General features: G+C 65.3%; 15 protein-coding genes. 13 read left to right on the top strand and 2 right to left on the bottom strand.

All coding sequences use genetic code 11. From position 1 onward, the window contains the following. The first annotated feature begins 44 nt into the window (after nucleotides 1-44). The 4 genes from tssK to tssA are packed head-to-tail and all read left to right on the top strand — an operon-like array spanning nucleotide 45 to nucleotide 7,501. Nucleotides 45-1,412 carry a type VI secretion system baseplate subunit TssK gene (gene tssK / locus U5A58_RS23190; RefSeq protein WP_321915765.1) on the top strand — a complete coding sequence of 456 codons (1,368 nt, stop codon included), beginning with the start codon at nucleotides 45-47 and terminating at the stop codon, nucleotides 1,410-1,412. After that, nucleotides 1,405-2,469, top strand: coding sequence for a DotU family type IV/VI secretion system protein (locus tag U5A58_RS23195; protein ID WP_321963167.1), 1,065 nt, complete (start codon nucleotides 1,405-1,407; stop codon nucleotides 2,467-2,469). The genes tssK and U5A58_RS23195 overlap by 8 nt, the downstream gene beginning before the upstream one ends. Beyond that, nucleotides 2,466-6,395, top strand: coding sequence for a type VI secretion system protein (locus U5A58_RS23200; protein ID WP_321963168.1), 3,930 nt, complete (start codon nucleotides 2,466-2,468; stop codon nucleotides 6,393-6,395). Before U5A58_RS23195 ends, U5A58_RS23200 begins: the two co-directional genes overlap by 4 nt. After that, nucleotides 6,392-7,501 carry a type VI secretion system protein TssA gene (gene tssA, locus U5A58_RS23205; protein WP_321963169.1) on the top strand — a complete coding sequence of 370 codons (1,110 nt, stop codon included), beginning with the start codon at nucleotides 6,392-6,394 and terminating at the stop codon, nucleotides 7,499-7,501. The genes U5A58_RS23200 and tssA overlap by 4 nt, the downstream gene beginning before the upstream one ends. A 6-nt stretch (nucleotides 7,502-7,507) precedes the next feature. On the opposite strand, the gene U5A58_RS23210 is transcribed toward tssA, so the two are convergent. Beyond that, nucleotides 7,508-8,806 carry an L-fuconate dehydratase gene (locus U5A58_RS23210; RefSeq protein ID WP_321963170.1) on the bottom strand — a complete coding sequence of 433 codons (1,299 nt, stop codon included), beginning with the start codon at nucleotides 8,804-8,806 and terminating at the stop codon, nucleotides 7,508-7,510. An 86-nt stretch (nucleotides 8,807-8,892) separates the two neighbouring features. Between U5A58_RS23210 and U5A58_RS23215 the strand changes: the two genes are divergently transcribed. From U5A58_RS23215 to U5A58_RS23255, 9 genes are all read left to right on the top strand, one after another. Continuing rightward, nucleotides 8,893-9,654: a GntR family transcriptional regulator gene (locus U5A58_RS23215; protein ID WP_321963235.1), complete on the top strand. Its 762-nt coding sequence runs from the start codon at nucleotides 8,893-8,895 to the stop codon at nucleotides 9,652-9,654. A 152-nt stretch (nucleotides 9,655-9,806) separates the two neighbouring features. After that, nucleotides 9,807-11,318 carry a sugar ABC transporter ATP-binding protein gene (locus U5A58_RS23220; RefSeq protein ID WP_321939562.1) on the top strand — a complete coding sequence of 504 codons (1,512 nt, stop codon included), beginning with the start codon at nucleotides 9,807-9,809 and terminating at the stop codon, nucleotides 11,316-11,318. 19 nt (nucleotides 11,319-11,337) lie between these two features. Next, nucleotides 11,338-12,363: an ABC transporter permease gene (locus U5A58_RS23225; protein WP_321963171.1), complete on the top strand. Its 1,026-nt coding sequence runs from the start codon at nucleotides 11,338-11,340 to the stop codon at nucleotides 12,361-12,363. Nucleotides 12,364-12,458: 95 nt separating this feature from the next. Then, nucleotides 12,459-13,400, top strand: a complete 942-nt coding sequence (locus U5A58_RS23230) for an ABC transporter substrate-binding protein (RefSeq protein WP_233885521.1) — start codon at nucleotides 12,459-12,461, stop codon at nucleotides 13,398-13,400. A 430-nt stretch (nucleotides 13,401-13,830) separates the two neighbouring features. After that, on the top strand, nucleotides 13,831-14,079 hold the full coding sequence (locus tag U5A58_RS23235) for a pentapeptide MXKDX repeat protein (protein ID WP_321963172.1): 249 nt from the start codon (nucleotides 13,831-13,833) through the stop codon (nucleotides 14,077-14,079). A gap of 276 nt (nucleotides 14,080-14,355) precedes the next feature. Next, the gene (locus tag U5A58_RS23240) at nucleotides 14,356-15,336 is read left to right on the top strand and encodes a chromate resistance protein ChrB domain-containing protein (RefSeq protein WP_321963173.1); all 981 of its coding nucleotides are present in this window, start codon (nucleotides 14,356-14,358) and stop codon (nucleotides 15,334-15,336) included. Next, nucleotides 15,333-16,514, top strand: a complete 1,182-nt coding sequence (locus U5A58_RS23245) for a chromate transporter (protein WP_321963174.1) — start codon at nucleotides 15,333-15,335, stop codon at nucleotides 16,512-16,514. The genes U5A58_RS23240 and U5A58_RS23245 overlap by 4 nt, the downstream gene beginning before the upstream one ends. Before the next feature lie 212 nt (nucleotides 16,515-16,726). After that, on the top strand, nucleotides 16,727-17,968 hold the full coding sequence (locus tag U5A58_RS23250) for an MFS transporter (protein WP_321963175.1): 1,242 nt from the start codon (nucleotides 16,727-16,729) through the stop codon (nucleotides 17,966-17,968). Next, nucleotides 17,965-19,008 carry a YncE family protein gene (locus U5A58_RS23255; protein ID WP_321963176.1) on the top strand — a complete coding sequence of 348 codons (1,044 nt, stop codon included), beginning with the start codon at nucleotides 17,965-17,967 and terminating at the stop codon, nucleotides 19,006-19,008. The genes U5A58_RS23250 and U5A58_RS23255 overlap by 4 nt, the downstream gene beginning before the upstream one ends. A 113-nt stretch (nucleotides 19,009-19,121) precedes the next feature. On the opposite strand, the gene U5A58_RS23260 is transcribed toward U5A58_RS23255, so the two are convergent. Further along, nucleotides 19,122-20,297, bottom strand: a complete 1,176-nt coding sequence (locus U5A58_RS23260; RefSeq protein WP_321963177.1) for a fumarylacetoacetate hydrolase family protein — start codon at nucleotides 20,295-20,297, stop codon at nucleotides 19,122-19,124. Between the last annotated feature and the right edge of the window lie 110 nt (nucleotides 20,298-20,407).

Below are 20,407 nucleotides of genomic sequence, written 5' to 3' on the forward strand. Positions count from 1 at the left end.
AACACTGAACGACGGAACGTTTAGCAATAGAAAGCAAACACATCATGCGAACTTCGTTTCCCGATCCGGTCTGCTGGTTCGACGGCATGCCCTTGCTGCCGCAGCATTTCCAGACTCAGGCGCTGCACGCGGCGGGGCACGCCGCGCTGCTCGCCAGCGCCGCGCGCGCGCACTACTGGGGCGTGCTTTCACTCGAGCACGACGCCGCGGGGCTTGCCCAGGGGCTCGTGCGCATCAGTGCGCTGGAGGCGATCATGGCCGACGGTCTCGCCATTCGGCACACGCCGCACGACCCGGTGCTGGAGATCGACGTGAGCCACGCGTTCAGCGCGCCGGATGAAGCGGTCACGATCTATCTCGCGGTGCCGCCGCTATACCGCGGCGGGCAGCTCGATCCGCAGACCGGGCGCTACACCCAGCGCGAGAGTCCGGATGTTCCCGATCTTGTCTCGGGCGGCGAGCCCGCTTCGATCACGACATGGTCGCCGCGCCTGCACCTCATGACCGATCTCGGCCGTCACGAATTCGACCGCTTGCCGCTCATGTGTGTGAGGCAGCAGGGCGGCGGCGTGGCGATTGCGGACTACGCGCCGCCGTGTCCGTTCGTGCGCGCCGACTCGGTGCTCGGTCAACGCGTGATGCGGCTGCTGCTGCGCGTGCGCGAGAAATGCGTGTTCCTGGCCGGGCGGCTGCAGGCGGCGCAGCGTGCCGAGGAGCGCGACGACACCGCGCAGATCGAGCGCCAGCTCTGCGCACTCTGGAGCCGCCTGCCCGAAGTGGAGGCGACGCTCGTCACCGGCATCGCGCATCCGGCCGAGCTGTATCGCGCCGTTGCCGGCATGACCGGCGCGCTCGCGGCGTTGCGCCCGGAGCGCGGGGTGCCCGCCTTCGCGACGTTCGATTACATGGCGCTGCTCGCGTCGTTCGATCCGCTGCTCGAATGGGCGGACGAAGCGCTCGCAACGATCCGCCAGGGTTATCGCGTACGCGCGTTCACCGAGGAGGGTGGCAGCTTCTGGATCGCGCCGCCGTTCGAAAGCGGCGGCAACGTTGCGCGCGAACTCGTGATCGGTTTGCGCATGCCGCCTGACGCCGGCGAGCACGACGCGAGCGTGTGGCTCGATCATGCCGTTGTCGCGTCGCGGCCCTACGTGCCCACGCTCGCGCGGCAGCGCATGCGGGGCCTCGCGCGCCGCCGCCTCGCGCGCGAGGAGCGCGCCGCCTACGCGACCGGAGACGACACCACGCTCTTCGCGGTGGGCGTGGAGGACGCGTGGTTCGACCGCGCGCAGCCGTTGTGCATCGAGGTCCGCACGAGCGTGCCAGGCCGCGCGCCCTGGGCCGTGCAGCTTTTCACGCCCACGGGCGACGCCGACGACGACGCGCGCCCCACGGGAGCCGACAATGCTTGACACCAGCGACCCGAACGACGAGCGCCTGCCGCTCATGCGCGCATTCGTCGTGGCGTTCGCTTTCGCGGAGAACGCGCGCCTGCGCGCGGTGGCCCAGGCCGCGAGCACGGCGAATGCAGCAAACGCCGCCAACGCCGAACCACCGGCCGATCCCCAGCGCGAAGCCGACACGCTTGCCACGCAGTTGCAGTCCGCCACGCGCAAGCTCGCGCGCGACGCCATGGCGTGGACCGGCGCGGCCGGCGAAGCGGACATTGCCGCCGCGCAATACGCCTATGTCGCGCTGCTCGACGAATTGCTGCTGTTTTCCGCGTGGAATGGCGCGAGCGCATGGGAGGCATGGCCGCTCGAAGCGCGCATTTTCGGCACGCGCGCGGCGGGCGAGCGCATTCCGGCCGCCATTGAAACGCTGCTCGCGCAACGCGATCCGGCGCAGCGCGATCTTGCCAATGTCTATCTCGCCTGCCTCACGTTAGGCTTTCGAGGCCGCCTGCGCGGCGAAGCGGGCGCGTTGCGCCACGACCAGTTGCGCCATGCACTGTTCGCCTTCGCCATGCAGCGCGACCCGGAGCCCAACCGGCTTGGCGCGCCGCTCGAACGCGCCGCGCTGGCGCCGCGCGAAACCCGGCCGCTCACGCAGATGTTTCCAGACCGCGCACGCCTCGCGCTGTTCGTGGGCGGCGGATTCGCGGTGCTGCTCGGCGTGTCGCAACTGCTGTGGCTCTACGCGACGGCGCCTGTGCGTCCATCGCTCGAACAGTTCGAAACCGTGTCGATGATGCAAGGGCGTCCGTCGCAGATCAACCATACGAGCACCACGGGCATGGTGCTGCCGCGCGCGAGGACGATCCGCAGACTGCGGCCGCCGGCTCCGCCCGCCGACCAGCAACCCGCGCCGCAAACGCAGGACACCCCCGCGGCGCAGACGGTTTCCACTACGCCGCTCTCGACGCCCTCGACGCTCGCGGCGCGCCGCATCGTCCCGGTGAGCGTGCAAAACGCCGACGAAGCCAGTGAAGAAAGCACGGACGGCGCGCCACGGGGAGCCCGTCCATGACGAGCACACTCATCGTCATCCTGATCGTCCTGATCGCGCTGTTGATCGTGGGGCTCGTGGCTGCGCTCGTCGTGCGCTGGGTGCGCGCGCGCGACGAACGCAGGCCGCTGCGCAATTTCACCGCCATGATGCGCGCGGCGCACAACGCGATGGGCGTGCGCGACCCGTACTCGGTGCCGCGCGTGCTGGCCACGGGCACACCGGCGGCGCTCGACGCGTTGGCGCGCGGCTGGCGCCTCGCGAGCGTGGGCGAGCCGGCCTGGTTCGGCAGGCTCTGGCATGACGCGGAAGGCATTCTGATTGCCGAGCCGGGCGACTCGCTCGGCGCGCGCGCGGCCGCCGAGCGCCGGCGCGGTGCGACCGGCGGGCGTTTGCTGCGCGGCTTGTTGCGCAACCGGCCGGGGCGGCCGCTCGACGCGCTCGTCTGGGTGATCGCGCTCGATACGCTCATCGACGAAAACGGCACGGCGCGCGCGGATACCGATGCCGCGCTCGAAGCGTCGCGCACGGTGCTCGCGCTGCAACGCCAGCTCGGGCAGATGCTGCCGCTCTACGTGGTGGTCACGGGCTGCGACGCGCTGCCGGGCTTCGACGCGCTCGCGGCACGCCTGCGTCGCGAGCGCATCGAAACGCCGCTGGGCTGGGCCTCGCCCTATGCGCCGCGGCGCGCCTTCGAGCCCGCCTGGGTAGACGAAGCGTTCGCGGACATGAGCCGCGCGCTCGCGGCGACGGTCACCGAAATGGGTACGCTCGACGGCGCGTTGGACGGCGACGTGTTCCTGCTGCCGCAGCGCATCGACACACTGCGCGAGCCATTGCGCGAGCACATCGAACCGACCTTGCGCGGCGCCGCCGACGGCACCGCGCCGCTCATGCGCGGCATCTGGTGCGTGGGCGCGATGCCGCAGGCACAGGAGCGCGAAGAGCCCGCCATCACGAATGCGGCGCGCAAGGATGCACCGGCCTTCGCGTCGCGCCTGTGGCACGACGTGCTGATGCCGGGGCAGGGACTCGCGCTCGCCATCCCGCGCGTGCTCGCGCTGCGCATGCGCCGCTACCGCATTGCCACGTTCGCCGCGATTGCGCTGGGCGTGTGCTGGTGCGTGGGGCTTGGCGTGACCACGTGGCATGTGCGCAGCGACGCGCGTGCGCTCGCCAGCAGCTACGACGCGCTGGCGCTCGCGAGCGCCGCCTGGCACGAAACGGGCGCGAGCGGTGGCGAAGCGGCGGCGGCAGGCGCACTGGGCAGCGCCGCGAACGCCTTCGTCAAGGTGCCGCGCTGGCAACTCGCCACGCCGTTCATGCCGCTGTCGTATTTCGGCCTGCGGCGGCGGCTCGACGAAGCGCAATACCACGTGCTGAGCGGGCTCGTATTTACACCGCTGCGCGCGCGGCTCATCAGCCGTCTCGCCGATCTGAACTGCGCAGGCGCCCCCGTTGGGTCGGACGTCAACGCGAGCCTCGCGGCCGCCGCGCGGCGTCCCCAGGACCTGCCCGAATATACGCAGGGCACGCGGCTCGTCACGAACGCGGCGCAGACCGAGCGGCTCATCACAAACTACAACGAGCTGGTGGAGCGCGACTCGGGCAACACCGTCATGCTTGCGCAGCTCATGCGCGGGGCGGTAGGCGTGAGCTTTTCGCCCGATCATGTGGCCGACCGCGCGGGGCTCGACGACGCGGTGCGTGCGAGCGCCGTGGACGGCGGCCAACTGCCGTTCGACGGCACCGAGGCGCGCGCCGCGCAAGCGCGCGCGAGCGTGTGCTTCGAGGAGACCTTCGACCGCTGGTTCGACGACATTTATCAGGACTCCTCGCTCACGACGAACGCTGCGCATATCCAGACCATGCTCGCCGATCTCAAGGCGCCCGGCGCGGTTCCCAGCACCGCTTCGCTCTCCGAACTGGCCACGCGCATCGACACGCTCGCCACCCAGGTCGATACCGCCGACCACGGCTGGGCGGGCACCCACGGCCAGGAACTCGTGCCGGGACTCACGGCGACCTTCGATACGGCAAAAGGCCTGCGCCTGATCGGCGCGACACCGGTGGCGAGCGTGCTGGAGCACGAGCAAAGCGAACAAAGCGCATTCGCGGCACGCTGGCTCGCAAGCGGCAACCTGCCCGGCGTGCTGGTCTCCAATCCCGCCACGGGGCTGCAACTGGCGGCGGACCTGCTGCCGCTGCGCGATGCGCTGCGCACGTTGCTCGGCCAGTCGTTCGTTGCGGGCGAGGGCAATGCGATGGCCGAAATTCGCGGCGTGGATGCGGACTCGGCGCAGCGCGCGCTGGCAGTCCTGCCGGCCTACAAGCAATATTCAGCGGGACTTCTGGCGCAGGCACCCGAAGCGTGGCGCGGGCCGCTCCTCGCTGCGGCCGGCAACGCGACCGTGCACAGCATGGTCGCCGCGCTGTCGGCGCCCGCGGCGCCGAATGGGGCGCGCAACGTCGCGTATGCGCCGCAAACGCAAGGTGCTCCGTTCGACACGCTGCGCAAGAACGCGACCGATCTCGTGGAAGCGTTCGACTCGCTCGGCCGCCCCGATCTCGCACAGGCGGTCGCCCTGCGCGTGAGCGACGCCGCGCTGGACGTGCTGCGCGCGACCGATGCGCAGTTGCAATCGCTCGAACCGTTCCGGCCCGTGCGCGGCGACTTCTCGGCCTGGAACGGCAACGCGGGCGGGTCGATGCGCGCGTTTGGGGCCGCGACGCCCGAAGCGCTGCAAACCTATCTCTCCGCCCAGGCGGGCGCGGTGGCCGACACGGCCACGCTCGCGTCGAGCGCGCTCGACTGGCTCACGGCGCAGAACCCGCCGCTCTCCACCGCGGATGCGCGGCTCGTTGCGCGCTGGAAGGCGCTCTTCGCGGACCTCGCGCAATACCGCGCGCGCAGCCCGGCCAGCGCGCTGGTGGCGGTGCCGTCGATCATCTCGAACCAGCTCGACAAGATGGACCTCGACACGTGCAGCGCCTCGCTAGCGCAGGTCGATGTGCCGGGCGCGGGCGACATTGTCTCGAGCGCGGGCATGCGGCTCGTCTCATCCGCGCGCGAGCGCTGCTACCGGCTGCAGATCGGCACCGGCGGTGAGGCCTATGAACAGTTGCGCGGCTATTTCGCGCGGTATCTGGCCGGGCGCTTCCCGTTCTCCGCCGACGCGAATGCGCAGGCCGCCGACCTGCGCCAGACGGCGGCGTTCGTGGCGCTGCTCGACGCGAAACTCGCGGACGCGCAACGCGGCATGAGCGCCGCGGCGGCGAGCGGCGGCCAGCAAGCGGGCGCGCAGCAGTTTCTCGCGAAGCTCGCGCGCGCGAAGCCCTGGCTCGACGCGCTGGTGGCGCGCGGCGCGGACGGCGCGCTCGTGGGCGTGGACGTGGCGGTGGACTGGCGCATCGACCGCGCGGACGAAGCCGGCGCGGACCAGGTGATCCAGTGGTCGCTCGCAAGCGGCAGCCAGACGCTCGCCTGGCCCGCTGTAGCCGGCACGCCGCTGCGCTGGGCGCCGGGCCAGCCCGCCGCGCTGAGCCTGCGCTGGGCGAAGGACGGCCCGTGGCGGCCGATGCAGGACGCTTCGCAGCCGACGCTTTCCGTCGATGGCGAAGCCGCCACCTGGGCGGCAAACGACACATGGGCGCTGTTGCGCCTTGTGCGCCTGCACGGGGTGCCGGACGATGGCCCGGATGGCGGCACGGGAGCCGGAGCGGGAAGCGCGCGCATGGTGCTGAGCGTGCCGGTGCGCGACCGCAACGGCGGTACGCAAACCGCGCGCATGTTCATGCGCGTGGGCATGACGGGCGCAGCGAAAACGGCGCTCACGTGGCCCGACCTGCCATACGCGGCGCCGGGCTACAGCGTGTACGGCACGCCTGCGGTCACTTATGGACCGTATCCGTCGAGCAACTCGACCACCCAGGCGGGGCACGGATGAACCCGGCATTCGACATCGAAGCACTCGTTCAACCCATACCGGGCGATGCGCCCGCCGGCGTCTCGCTGCTGCACGATGCCGCGTTCGACGCGATCAAGGCGGCGCGCCGCGAGGACGATCCGGCACTGCCCGCGGGTATCTGGCAAACCACGCTCAAGGTCGCGGACTGGGCTGCGGTCGAAGCGGGCTGCGAGGACCTCCTGGCACGGCGGAGCAAGGACCTGACGCTTGCCGCATGGCTCGGCGAAAGCTGGCTGCAACGCTATGGCAGTGTTGCGTTGCCGGCTTGCTTCGCATTGCTGAGCGAATTGTGTGCGCGATATTCGGACGACATCCATCCGCTGCCGCGCGACGGCGACATGGGTTTTCGTGCCGCGCCGCTTGCGTGGGTTGCCCAGCAGTTCCCGACCTTGCTCGCCGGGCGTATTGCTCTGTGCGCGGGGCCCGATGGCACGGCACTGACGCTTGCGCGCTGGCAGGGCGCGCAGCGCGAGGCCGTTGCGGTGAAAGACCGCAAGGACGTGCCTGCGGCGAAGCGCGAGGAAGCCGCGCGGTTGGCGCAGGCGCTGGCGCAGGCCGCGCACGAAGCGGCGCCCGCCGCGCTGCGCGACCAGTTGCAGGCGCTGCGCTCGGCCCGCGCGCCAATTGCGAAGCTGGATGCGTGGTGCACGCAGCGGCTCGGCGCGGAAGCGCCGTCGTTCGGGGCGCTGGTGGACACGCTGGAGCGCATGGAGGGCGTGTTGCGCGACTGGCTCACGAAGCATCCCGCATGGGAGGACGTACCGATGGTTGAGGCCGCATCGATTCAGGAACCGGCGGCGCTCGAGCCCGCAGCGGTTCAGGTTGCTTCGGCTGGCGCGGCGCAGGAGCCGACGGGGCCGAAAAGGCTCGATGCGCCTCAGTCGCGCGACGAGGCGTACAGGCTGCTGGCCGTTGTTGCGGACTACCTCATGCGCTACGAGCCCCACAGCCCGGTGCCCTATATGCTCAAGCGAGCGCTCGATTGGGGCGGCAAGCCGCTGCCGGAGCTTCTGGCCGAGTTGATGGCAGGTGAGCGGGGCAGAGCGCTGGGGGCGGCGCTTGGGTTGCTGCCAGAGAGCGAGTAAAGGTCTTTAAGGCCGCCACCCCTCACCATCAGGGAACGTATATTTCTCGAGCGAATCCGGCTTCATTTCGATGCTGTAGCCAGGCCGCTGCGGCGGCATATACCGCCCGTTGCGGATCACGACCGGATCGACAAAATGCTCATGCAAATGATCGACATACTCGAGCACCCGGTTCTCCAGCGAAGCCGAAACGCACAGATAGTCGAACAGCGAAATATGCTGCACGTACTCGCACAATCCCACTCCGCCCGCATGCGGGCACACTGGAATACCGAACTTCGCCGCCATCAAAAGCACGACGATCACTTCGTTCAGCCCACCTAAGCGGCAGGCATCCACCTGGCAAAAATCGATCGCCTGCGCCTGCAGCAGTTGCTTGAACATCACGCGATTGTGACAATGCTCGCCGGTGGCAACGCCAATCGACCCCAAGCGCCGGCGAATTTCCGCGTGGCCGAGAATATCGTCGGGGCTCGTCGGCTCCTCGATCCACCACGGGTCGAATTCCGCGAGACGCCGCATGTTCGCCACCGCTTCGTCCACGTCCCACACCTGGTTGGCGTCCATCATCAGCTTCAGGTTCTCGCCGATTTCCTCGCGCAGGATGCGTGCGCGCCGGACGTCTTCGTCGAGATTGCCACCCACTTTCTGCTTGAAATGCGTCCAGCCCAGCGCGACGCCTTCGCGCGCGAGGCGGCGAATCTTGTCGTCGTCGTAGCCTAGCCAGCCCGCCGAGGTCGTATAGGCGGGGTAGCCCTGCGCGAGCATTTCCGCTTCGCGCGCGCCCTTCGTCTTCGCGTGACGGTGCAAAATGGCTAACGCTTCGTAAGGCGTGATCGCATCGGTCACATAGCGAAAATCGAGGCACCGCACGAGTTCCTCGGGGCTCATGTCGGCGAGCAGTTTCCAGACGGGCTTGCCAACCGATTTGGCCCACAGATCCCATACCGCATTGACGACCGCCGCCGTAGCCAGATGGATCGCGCCCTTGTCCGGGCCGATCCAGCGTAATTGGCTGTCCGAAGTAAATGCACGCCAGAATGCGCCCATATTCGCGGTGATGTCTTCGAGCCGCTTGCCGACGATCAGAGGCGCGAGCGCGTTCACGGCTGTCACGCAAATTTCATTGCCGCGGCCGATGGTGAACGTGAGGCCGTGCCCGGTGAATTTGTCAGGAGAATCGGTTTCGAGCGTGACGTACGTGGCGGAGTAGTCCGGCGCGGCGTTCATGGCGTCGGAACCGTCGAGCGAACGCGAAGTGGGAAAGCGGATGTCGCGAACGGAAAGCTTGCTGATCGTGGTCATTCGAACTCCCTATGGAAGGGACGGCTTTCGGGTAGGGGAAAACCAGGCGTTTGCACGCGTTGACAACGCTGAATCTGCTACCTAGCATGCTAGCATGTCTTCTCAAAATCAAGCGCGCCGTGAACTCTTCATCCGAAGTGGCGAGTGTCGCCGGCAATCCTTATGTCGCACTGCAAAAGATCAGGGGCGGCGAGCGCGTCAGTCTGACTGACGCGGTCGAGCAGGCGCTCAGAGAAGCGATTGTGACGCTCGCGCTGGAACCTGGAATGATGATCGACAAGATGGCGGTCTGCGAACGCATGGGCGTGTCGCGCTTTCCGGTTTCCGCCGCGCTGGCGAAGCTCGCGCACGCGGGGCTCGTCGAAGTTTTGCCGCAGCGCGGCACGCGCGTGAAGCCGATCGCGCTCGACGATATTCGGCAGCATCTGTTCATTCGCAGCGCGCTCGAAGTCGAAACGGTGCGCGGTGTCGCGCGCATGAAGAATAGCGCCACGATCGACGCACTGGCCGCCAATCTCGACGAGCAGCGCAAGGTCGCGGGAAACGGTCAGCGCCTCGTGTTTCATGAGCTCGATCTCGCGTTTCATGAAATCCTGCTCGACGCGGTGAACCTGCCGCGCGTGAAGGAGATCGTCGCGGTGTCGCGCAATGCGCTCGATCGCGCAAGGCAATTGTTGGCGAGCCCGGAGCGTCTCGCTCATACGCTCGACGAACACGAACGGATTTTCGAGGCCATTCGCGCCGGCCGTGCCGACGCAGCGGCGAAAGCCATGCACGACCATCTCGATCAGGTGATCGAGGAGTTGCGCCGGTCGGCGAAAGCACGGCCGGATCTCTTTGCGCCATAAGCACCTTAAGTACCTACGTACCCTAAGCAGCCTGGCCTTACGTCAAGCAACGACCGTACTTCAACCACCTTCGTGCAGCGCCGGAAGCTTCGCCGCGCACGGAATCAAGGGGCCCCGGTAATGTGTCTGGCTTTTCTTTGCGGATTTGCGCCATGACGCCGCTCATTTCCGTTAGCAAGCTGAGCAAGAGCTTTCCCGGCGTGAGAGCGCTGCACGAAGTGCAATTCGAGCTCATGGCGGGCGAAGTGCACGCGCTGATGGGCGAGAACGGCGCGGGCAAGTCGACCTTGATGAAGATTCTCGCGGGCGTCTATACGCGCGACTCGGGCGACATTCTCTACGATGGCCAGCATGTCGCGTTTGCAAGCCCGCGCGAGGCGCAGGCTGTGGGCGTCGGCATCATTCATCAGGAACTCCAGCTGATGAATCATTTGACCGTCGCGCAGAACATGTTCATTGGCCGCGAGCCGCGCGGCCGTCTTGGGCTCTTTCTCGACGAAGACAAACTCAATGCGCAGGCGCGCGCGATTCTCGCGCGCATGCACGTGCAGCTCGACCCGCGCACCGTGGTCGGCTCGCTCACCGTCGCGAGCCAGCAGATGGTCGAGATCGCCAAGGCGCTGTCGTACGATTCGCGCGTGCTCATCATGGACGAGCCGACTTCTGCGCTCAACGACGCGGAAATCGCCGAGCTTTTCCGCATCATTCGCCAGTTGAAAGAGCGGGGTGTGGGGGTCGTCTACATCTCGCACAAGATGGATGAGCTCAAGCAGATTGCCGATCGCGTCACCGTGCTGCGCGACGGCGAATACGTGGCCACCGTCGGCGCCGCCGATACGAGCGTGCAGGCCATCATCGGCATGATGGTCGGCAGAACGCTCGCCGACGTCGCGCCGTATCAGGGGCCGGCGCAGCAGGGCGAAGTCGCGCTCGAAGTGAAGCATTTGAACGCGGGCCCGCTCGTGAAGGACGTGAGTTTCACGTTGCGCAAAGGCGAAATACTCGGGTTTGCAGGACTCATGGGCGCGGGCCGAACCGAAGTCGCGCGGGCGGTGTTCGGTGCGGACCCGGTCGAATCCGGCGAGATCTTCGTGAAAGGCGCAAAGGCGTCGATCAAAACGCCGAGCGACGCGGTCGCGCACAGCATCGGGTATCTCTCCGAGGACCGCAAGCGCTTTGGCCTTGCGACCGGCATGGACGTCGAATCGAACATCGTGATGTCCAATCTCGGCAAATTCCTCTCGCTGAATCTGTTTTTGCGCCGCATGCAGATCCGCAAGACGGCGGCGCATTTCATCAGCCTCCTCGCCATTCGCACGCCTTCGCCCACACAGCCGGTGCGCCTGCTCTCGGGCGGCAACCAGCAGAAGATCGTCATTGCGAAGTGGCTGGAGCGCAACTGCGATGTGCTGTTCTTCGACGAGCCCACGCGCGGTATCGACGTTGGCGCGAAAAGCGAGATCTACAAACTGTTGCGCGCGCTCGCGGAACAAGGCAAGGCGATCGTGATGATCTCGTCGGAACTCCCGGAAATCCTGCGCATGAGCGACCGGATCGTAGTGATGTGCGAAGGCCGTATCACTGGCGAACTCTCCGCCAGCGAGGCGAGCCAGGAGCGCATCATGCATCTCGCGACCCAGCGCGAAACCTTGCAAGCGGCATGAGCCTCAAGAGGTCGAATCCATGACTATGCAATCGGATACTGCAGCACTGGCGGATCAGAAACGGTCGGCCGGTTTAAAGGCGCGCATTTTCTCGCCTACCGCGCTGCAGAAAATGCTCGCGTTCGCCAGCTTGATCCTGCTGCTGATCTTTTTCAGCTTCGCTTCGCCTGCATTCATGCAGATGGACAATATCCTCGGCATTCTGCAGGCAACGGCTGTGAACGGCGTGCTCGCCATTGCCAGCACGTTCGTCATCATCACGGGCGGCATCGACTTGTCCGTTGGCACGTTGATGACGTTTACGGCCGTGATTTGCGGCGTATTCCTGACCTATTGGCATTTTCCGATGTGGATCGGCGTGCTCGCCGCAATCGTAACGGGCGCGCTGTGCGGAACCGTTTCGGGCACGCTCACGGCGAAGATGAAAATCCCGCCGTTCATCGCCACGCTGGGTATGATGCTGCTGCTCAAGGGGCTCTCGCTCGTGGTCTCGTCGGACAAGCCCATCTATTTCACCGACACTGAAAACTTCTACATGATTTCGCAGGACTCGCTGATCGGCTATTTCCTGCCCAGCGTGCCCGTGCCGAACGCGGTGCTGATTCTGTTCGTGCTCGCGATTGCGAGTTCGATCACGCTGAACCGCACGGCGCTTGGCCGCTATACGTTCGCGCTCGGCAGCAATGAAGAGGCCGTGCGACTTTCGGGCGTGAATGTCGATCGCTGGAAGATCGCGATCTATGGCCTTGGCGGCGCGATTTGCGGCATTGCAGGACTGTTGATCGCCTCGCGTCTGAATTCTGCACAGCCGGCGCTCGGCCAGGGTTACGAGCTGGAGGCTATCGCGGCGGTCGTGATCGGCGGTACGTCGCTGAGCGGCGGGTCGGGCACGATACTCGGCACCATCATCGGCGCGTTCATCATGAGCGTGCTGACGAACGGCCTGCGCATCATGTCGGTCGCGCAGGAATGGCAGATCGTGGTAACGGGGCTCATCATCATTCTCGCGGTGTATGCGGATATCTTGCGGCGCAAGAAGCGTTGAAAGAGGAGATGGAAGAAGCACGGAAAGAACGGGGAGTAAAACAAGACTCCCTCAACGGCTGGAGGTCTATGGCCCACCTTAGGAGGAGAACTGTCATGTTGAAAAGAAAACTCATCAGTGCCGTAATCGGAGTGGGCGCGCTCGTGGGCGCGTCGAGCCTGACCTATGCTGAGGAACCCTACATTCCGATTATTTCGAAAGGCTTCCAGCATCAATTCTGGCAAGCCGTGAAGTCCGGCGCGGAACAATCGGCGAAGGCGAACAACGTTCGCATCACGTTCGAAGGCCCTGAAACCGAGGCCATGGTCGACAAGCAGATCGACATGCTCTCTGCCGCGCTCGCCAAGAAACCGCAGGCGCTCGGCATAGCCGCGCTCGACAGCAAGGCCGCCGTTCCGCTGCTCAAACGCGCGCAGTCCAGCAAGATCCCCGTGATCGCGTTCGACTCCGGCGTGGACAGCGATATTCCGCTCACGACCTGCGCCACGGACAACCTCGCCGCCGCCGCGCTCGCCGCCGACAAAATGGCGGAAATGATCGGCAACGCAGGCGAAGTCGGCGTGATCGTGCATGACCAGACGAGCCGCACGGGTATCGACCGGCGCGACGGCTTCCTCAACGAGATGAAGACGAAGCACCCGGGCATCAAGATCGTTTCCGTGCAGTACGGCGCGGGGGACCACCTGAAGTCGGCGGAAATCGCCAAGGCCATGATTCAGGCGAACCCGAACCTCAAGGGCATTTTCGGCGCCAATGAGGGCTCGGCGGAAGGCGCGGCGATTGGCGTGAAGGAGTCGGGCAAGAAACTGGTGCTGATCGGCTTCGACTCGGGCAAGGAGCAAAAGGAAGCGATCATGTCCGGCCTGATGGCGGGCGCGATCACGCAGAACCCGGTCGGTATCGGCAAGTGTGTGGTCGATTCTGCGGCGAAGGCGTTGAAGGGCGAAACGCTGCCGAAGAAAATCGACACGGGCTTTTACTGGTATGACAAGACCAATATGAGCGACCCGAAGATCGCTGCAGTGCTTTACGACTGATTGGTTTGGGTCGAGCGCAATACGAGAGGAAGAGCTGCGGCTCTTCCTCTTTGTTTTGGGAGTCTGCGGCGCACGTCAGACCCACTGCCGTCGTTCGATCATCCGCTGCCGCGATGACCCCTCTCAAGGGTATGGCGGCCATTGCCCTATCGCCGCAGTCGTTGGACCACCCAGGCACCATTCAGTCCCTACTTGCCGCCACTTCCCGGTGACTCGCTTGATGCATGTCGGGACTTTACCCAGGCCGTTTGGAGTGCATGCCGACTCCCTTTCATACGCGTCCAGACAAAGAATCACATGGCAGTCGCCGAGCGAGAGTACCGGCAGGTGCCACGCCCGTCACGGGTTCGCGGCAAGACCTGGTTCCCCTCGTCGAGCGACTTGCCTTTGGATTTTCAGCTTCGTCGTCAGTTCGCCGAGGGATCACATCATGAACAAGCTCACTGCCACCATTCTTGCCAGCTGCGTGTCGTTCGCCGCTGCGGGCGCCTTCGCTGCGGATAGTGTGTCAACAGACGCGAATTCCACAGACGCGACGAGTCAGGAAACCACCGCAAACAGTGCGACGGAATCAGACGCGATGAGTGCCGACAGCATGGCCAAAGACGGGATGAAAGAAGATGCGATAGACCATGGCGGCATGGCCGAAGATGGAACAAAGAATCCCGAGGTGAAGTGAACCGCTTCCAGGCGTTCGCACCTGGCCGACTACTGCCTTACGCGAACGCCCGAAATCGACCCACAGCGGTCTTTCCCAAAGTCGATCGGCCTCACCGCTTTACCGCGAAAAGCGCTCAGAGTCGTGGCATTCGAACGTCAGGCGTTCGGACCCACGGTGAACCGCTTTAGCGGGTGTGATGCCGGGATCGCGTGGCACGTCCCCTGACTAAACGATCTGACGCTCGCGCGCAAAGTTAACTTGTAGATGATGCTACATGCCAGTAGCATCATCTACATGAAATCTCTGCAAACCTGGTCACTGCTTGTTTTGACGCTGCCCACCGAGAACGCGACGGCGCGCATGCGCTTCTGGCGCGCACTCAAGGCGCGGGGCTGCGCCGTTTTGCGCGACGGGATCTACCTGCTGCCGTACTCGGAAGAGCGCGAGAACGTGCTGCGCGAGCTTTCGGTCGCCATTGGCGAAAGCGGCGGTACCGCGCACCTGTTGCGTGCGCCCAGTCTGGACGCGTCGCAGGAGGCCGAATTTCGCGCGCTGTTCGATCGAACAGACGAGTTCGACGGTTTCATCCGGGCGCTCGCCGAAGCGCGCAAGACGGTTTCCGGTCAGTCCGCCGCCGATCTGACGAAGCTGCTGCGCCGCCTGCGCAAGGACTACGAAACCATCGTCGCGATCGACTATTTTCCGGGCGAAGCGACCACACGCGCCGAGGTGGCCTGGCAGGATTTTGTGGCGCACGTCGATACCGTGCTCTCGCCAGGCGAGCCGCATGCAGCCGATCGCGCGATCCGTTCACTGTCCGCAAGCGACTATCAGGGGCGGACCTGGGCTACCCGTCGGAGGCTGTGGGTCGACCGGGTGGCAAGCGCATGGCTGATCCGCCGGTTTATCGACCGCGACGCGAGCTTTATATGGTTGACGTCGCCCGACGCCTGCCCGGCCAACGTGCTCGGCTTCGATTTCGACGGCGCCGCCTTCACTCATGTCGGCGAGCGTGTCACGTTCGAGGTGCTGCTGGCGAGCTTCGGTCTTGACAGCGATCCGGCGCTCCTGCGTCTCGGCGTAATGGTTCATTCGCTCGACGTAGGCGGCGCGAGCGTACCGGAAGCCGTTGGGTTCGAAGCGATCATGGCCGGTACCCGTGAGCGCGCGGCCGACGACGACCAGTTGCTCGACAGCATGAGCCCGGTGCTCGATGCGATGTACCTCCACTTCGCAGGCAGTGAAAAAGGCAGCGATACGGGGGGGCGCCCATGAGTGCGACGACAGCGCACGTGCCCGGATACACGCGTGGCCAGATGGCGCTTTACATGCTGAAGCTCGGCACGGTCGGGTTCGGCGGGCCGGTTGCGCTCGTCGGCTACATGCGCCGCGATCTCGTCGAGAGGCGCGGCTGGATCGCCGAAGCGGACTACCGCGAAGGGCTGGCACTGGCGCAGATGATGCCCGGCCCGCTTGCCGCACAGCTTGGCATCTATCTTGGCTATGTCCACTACCGCCTGCTGGGCGCGACCATCGCCGGTCTTGCCTTCGTGCTGCCTTCGTTCCTCATGGTCGTCGCGCTGGGCTGGGCCTACGCGCATTTCGGCGGACTGTCGTGGATGCAGGCGGTCTTCTACGGCGTCGGGGCTGCCGTGGTCGGCATCATTGCAATGAGCGCGTACAAGCTAACAACAAAGACGCTCGGCGCAGACCGGCTGCTCTGGGCTATCTACCTAGCCCTCGCGGCGGTGACTGTTGCTACAGAATCAGAAATCGCGTGGCTTTTCATCGCCGGTGGCGTCGTCAACTGGCTGCGCCGGGCGCCGCCCCGATGGCTGGGCAAAGGTGGGCTCAACGCGCTAGCCGCCACGCAGGCGCCGGCACTTGCAGGTGTGTTCAGCAGTCTGGATCTGCCACTGCTCGGCCAGATTGCACTTTTCTTCACGAAGGCGGGCGCGTTCGTGTTCGGCTCGGGTCTCGCGATCGTGCCGTTCCTCTACGGCGGCGTCGTGACCGAACACCACTGGCTCAACGACAAGCAGTTCGTCGACGCGGTGGCCGTCGCGATGATCACGCCGGGGCCGGTCGTGATCACCGTCGGGTTTATCGGCTATCTGGTTGCGGGGCTGGCAGGCGCCTGCGTTGCCGCGCTCGGCACGTTTTTGCCGTGCTACCTGTTCACCGTGCTGCCTGCACCGTACTTCAAGAAATATGGGCGGCTGCCTGCCGTGAAGGCGTTTGTCGACGGCATCACCGCTGCGGCTGTTGGGGCGATTACCGGTTCGGTGATCGTCATTGCAAGGCGGTCGGTCATCGACTGGCCAACCGCGCTGATCGCGCTCGCAGCCGTGCTGCTGCTGTGGCGCTTCAGGAAACTTCCGGAGCCCGTGATCGTCGTCGCAGCCGCCCTGATCGGCCTCGTGCTCTATCCGCTTCTCCCTCTGCACGCCTGAAAAACCGCGTGCAGGAAACGGCGAGGCATGCACATGCAATCGCGACGTACCTTCGCCGCAACGCGTGTGTCAACCGGCTGTGCAGCGTCATCAACTGGGATAACGCTGCAATGAGACTTCGGGCGGCAATGCTGTCGCGCGCGCAGGCCTGAAGCACGCGGGCAGGATGTACGCGCGTGGTGTAACGTCGAGACGAAAACCCGGGTACTGCCATGACTCCAGCCAGGGCGCCACTTTCGATCCGGCTCCGGCCTGCGGGCGTGGACCGGGGTGCATGGCTGCTGCTTGCAGCAAGGAGCTTGCGCGGGATCTGTGACGGTTTCGTCGCCGTGCTGCTGCCAGCGTATCTTCTGTCGCTTGGCTTCGGGAAGCTCACCGTGGGCCTGATCGGCACTTCCACGCTTCTGGGCTCGGCCGTTGCGACGATTGTGGTCGGGCTGCTAGGTACCCGTTATCCGCAACGCGCGCTGCTGCTTTTCGCTGCCGCCCTGATGGCAGCAACCGGTCTTGCGTTTGGATTCCTGTCGTCACTATGGCCGTTGCTCGTGGTCGCGTTCGTCGGCACGCTCAATCCGAGTTCGGGTGACGTCAGCCTGTTCCTGCCGCTTGAGCACGCACGGCTCGCCGAGTCCGCGACTGGCGACGCCCGGACCTCGCTCTTCGCCCGCTACAGCCTGGTGGGTGGGCTGTCGGCTGCGTTGGGCGCGCTGCTTTCCGGGCTCCCGGAGTGGATGGCGGCGCATTCCAGGGTTTCCGCATTCCTCGCCATGCGCGGGATGTTCATCCTCTACGCGATAACGGGCATCGCTGTATTCCTGCTATACCTCCGCCTGCCGAAGCGTCAGGCATGCACGGCGGCGGTCCGGGCGCCGCTCGGCCCGTCACGCGGGATCGTCACACGCCTCGCGCTGCTGTTCAGCGTCGACGCGTTTGCAGGTGGGCTGCTCGTGAACTCACTGCTGACGCTGTGGCTTATCCAGCGCTTCGGTCTGTCTCTCGCCGCCGCTGGGCAGTTCTTTTTCTGGTCGGGGCTGCTCAGTGCGGGCTCGCAACTGGCGGCTGCGCCGATTGCCCGCCGGATCGGCCTGCTCAACACGATGGTGTTCACCCACATTCCATCGAGCGTGTGCCTGATCGCTGCCGCCTTTACGTATTCGCTGCCGCTGACCCTCGTGTTGCTGCTGGTACGCAGTGCGCTGTCGCAGCTCGATGTGCCGACCCGCAGTGCTTACGTGATGGCCGTGGTGACGCCAGCCGAACGACCGGCCGCTGCAAGCTTCACGGCAGTGCCGCGCAGCCTCGCGGCAGCTATCGCGCCGACGATCGCCGGCGGGCTGCTCGGCGCCGGCTGGCTCGGCGCACCACTCATAGCGTGCGGCACGCTCAAGATCGCCTACGATCTCGCGGTGCTCGCAGTTTTCCGTCGTATCAGGCCGGACGGAGGATCATCGTGAACAACGGGCACGCGGGTCATCGCTTCGCTGCGCCGCTCATCAGCATGTTGTTCGCGGCCGCGATTGCAGCCGGAAGCTGCGCCGGCTGTATTGCGCATGGCGCGGATGACGCGGTGAGCGGCAACCTGCCACTGAAGCACATCGAGGATGTGCCGTTGCCAGGACGCGCGTCACGATTCGATTATGAAAGCTACGACCCCGGCAGGCATCTGCTGTTCATCGCGCATCTGGGAGACAGCGAAGTCGTCGTATTTGACACACTCGCATCGCGCGTCGTCGCGCGTATTCCCGGCATCTCCGCCGTGCACGGCGTGTTGGCGGTTCCCGAACTGTCCCGCGTGTTCGCTTCGGCGACCGGCACGAACGAGATTGTCGCGATCGACGAGCGCACACTGAAGATCACCGCACGGGCGCCCGGTGGCGTCTATCCGGACGGCATGGCGTACGCGCCCGATACGCGCAGACTCTTCGTATCCGATGAGACAGGAGAAACGGAGACGGTGATCGATGTCCCGGGCAACCGCCGTATTGCGACGATTCCACTCGACGGTGAAGTGGGCAATTCGCAATACGACCCGGTCTCGCGACACATCTTCGTCAACGTACAGACACGTCGCCAACTGGTGGAGATAGACCCGGCCAGCAACACGGTTGTTGCGCGTATTGAGCTCCCGGGCGCGAAAGGCAATCACGGACTGCTGCTCATTCCGGAATCACGCCTCGCACTGATTGCTTGTGAGGACAACGATCGCCTGCTTGTGCTCGACATGCGCAAGATGAAGGTTGTCGAGGCGTACGACGTCGGCGGCGATCCGGATGTGCTGGCGTTCGATCCCGTATTGCGCGTGGCTTACGTGGCCGGCGAGGCGGGCATCGTGTCAATGTTCAGTGTGGGCGCGACCCGCGTGACGAGGATCGGCGACGGCAGGGTCGGGCCGAACGCGCATGTTGTGACTGTCGATGCGCAGACGCATCGGTCCTGGTATCCGCTGAAGGACGTCGACGGGCATCCTGTGCTGCGCATCATGGCGCCCCGATGAGCTTCGGTGTCTCACGTCGTTGAACACGACATTGCCCAATCTTTTCCAACTGGCCGATTAGGGCCGACTACCGCCTGCCCGCAACCGATCTCCCCGCAAATCCACGAAGAACCCTAAAAAAGACCGCGCTCGGCGAGATTGGCGTAAAGCGCCCGCACACCGAACGTCCACGGTTCGATTTCAGTGCAAAGCCGCACGGTGTTGACGATGCCGCCAAGCGGCGGCGCACTGATCGTGACGCGGTCGCCAAGGTGATGGGTGAAGCCGTTGCCGGGCGCGTCTCGGTCCTTGATCGGCGAGAACATCGTGCCGAGGAACAGCATGAAACCGTCCGGATACTGATGGTGCCGTCCCCACGCCTGCGAAACGAGATCGAGCGGATCGCGGCTGATCTCCTGCATATGACTCACGCCTTCGAGCAGGAAGCCGTCGTCTGCACCTTCCACGCGCAGCGAAACGCTGGTGGCGCGAACCGAGTCGGGCGTGAACGTTTCGTCGAATAGACGAATGAACGGTCCAATGGCGCACGAGCCGTTGTTGTCCTTGCATTTGCCGAGCAGCAGAGCGGAGCGGCCTTCGATATCGCGCAGATTGACGTCGTTGCCGAGCGTCGCCCCGACCACCTCGCCGCGGCTGTTCACCGCGAGCACAATTTCGGGTTCGGGGTTATTCCACGCAGAGGCGGGATGCAGGCCAATATCGGCGCCAAAGCCTACGGCAGACATCGGCTGGGACTTCGAGAACACCTCGGCATCCGGGCCGATACCCACTTCCATGTATTGCGACCACGCGCCCCGGCGCTGAAGCTCTTCCTTCAGTTTGATCGCGGCCGCGGAGCCGGGCTTGATCTTCGAAAGATCGGCGCCGATCAGCTTCGTGATTTCCGCGCGCACGTCCTGCGCTTTGGCAGGATCGCCACCGGCCTGTTCCTCGATAACGCGCTCCAGAAGACTCACGGCGAACGTCACACCGCAAGCCTTGATGGCCTGCAGGTCACACGGCGCGAGCAGCGAAGGGCGGTCGTCGGGGCGATCGCCCGCGAGGCTGTGTTCGAGCAGCGCATCAACCGTGCCGAGCGGCTCGCCGGGCGTATGCCGCACGACATCGAGCAGATCGTCGTACTCGAACAAGTCGGCCGTGGTGGGGGCAATCTGCGAAATGTCGAAGACCATGCCGCCGCGCACGACGACGACGCAGGGGCCGTCGCCCTCTGGTGTGGGCCGCCAGACGCGGCCGACGAGCAGCGCGTTGTCGAGATCGTGCGGAAGATAAGCGGATGTTGAGGACATGGCAGGCGTTCCGGAGTGAGAGTGGCGACACGCATCGTAGGGCGGATGAGCGTGCGCGTCCAAACGAACGCCTCATTATCCAACAGGATGGACGAGCGAGCCGGCGCCCT

This window comes from Paraburkholderia sp. J7, assembly GCF_905220155.1.
Taxonomy (GTDB): Bacteria; Pseudomonadota; Gammaproteobacteria; order Burkholderiales; family Burkholderiaceae; genus Paraburkholderia.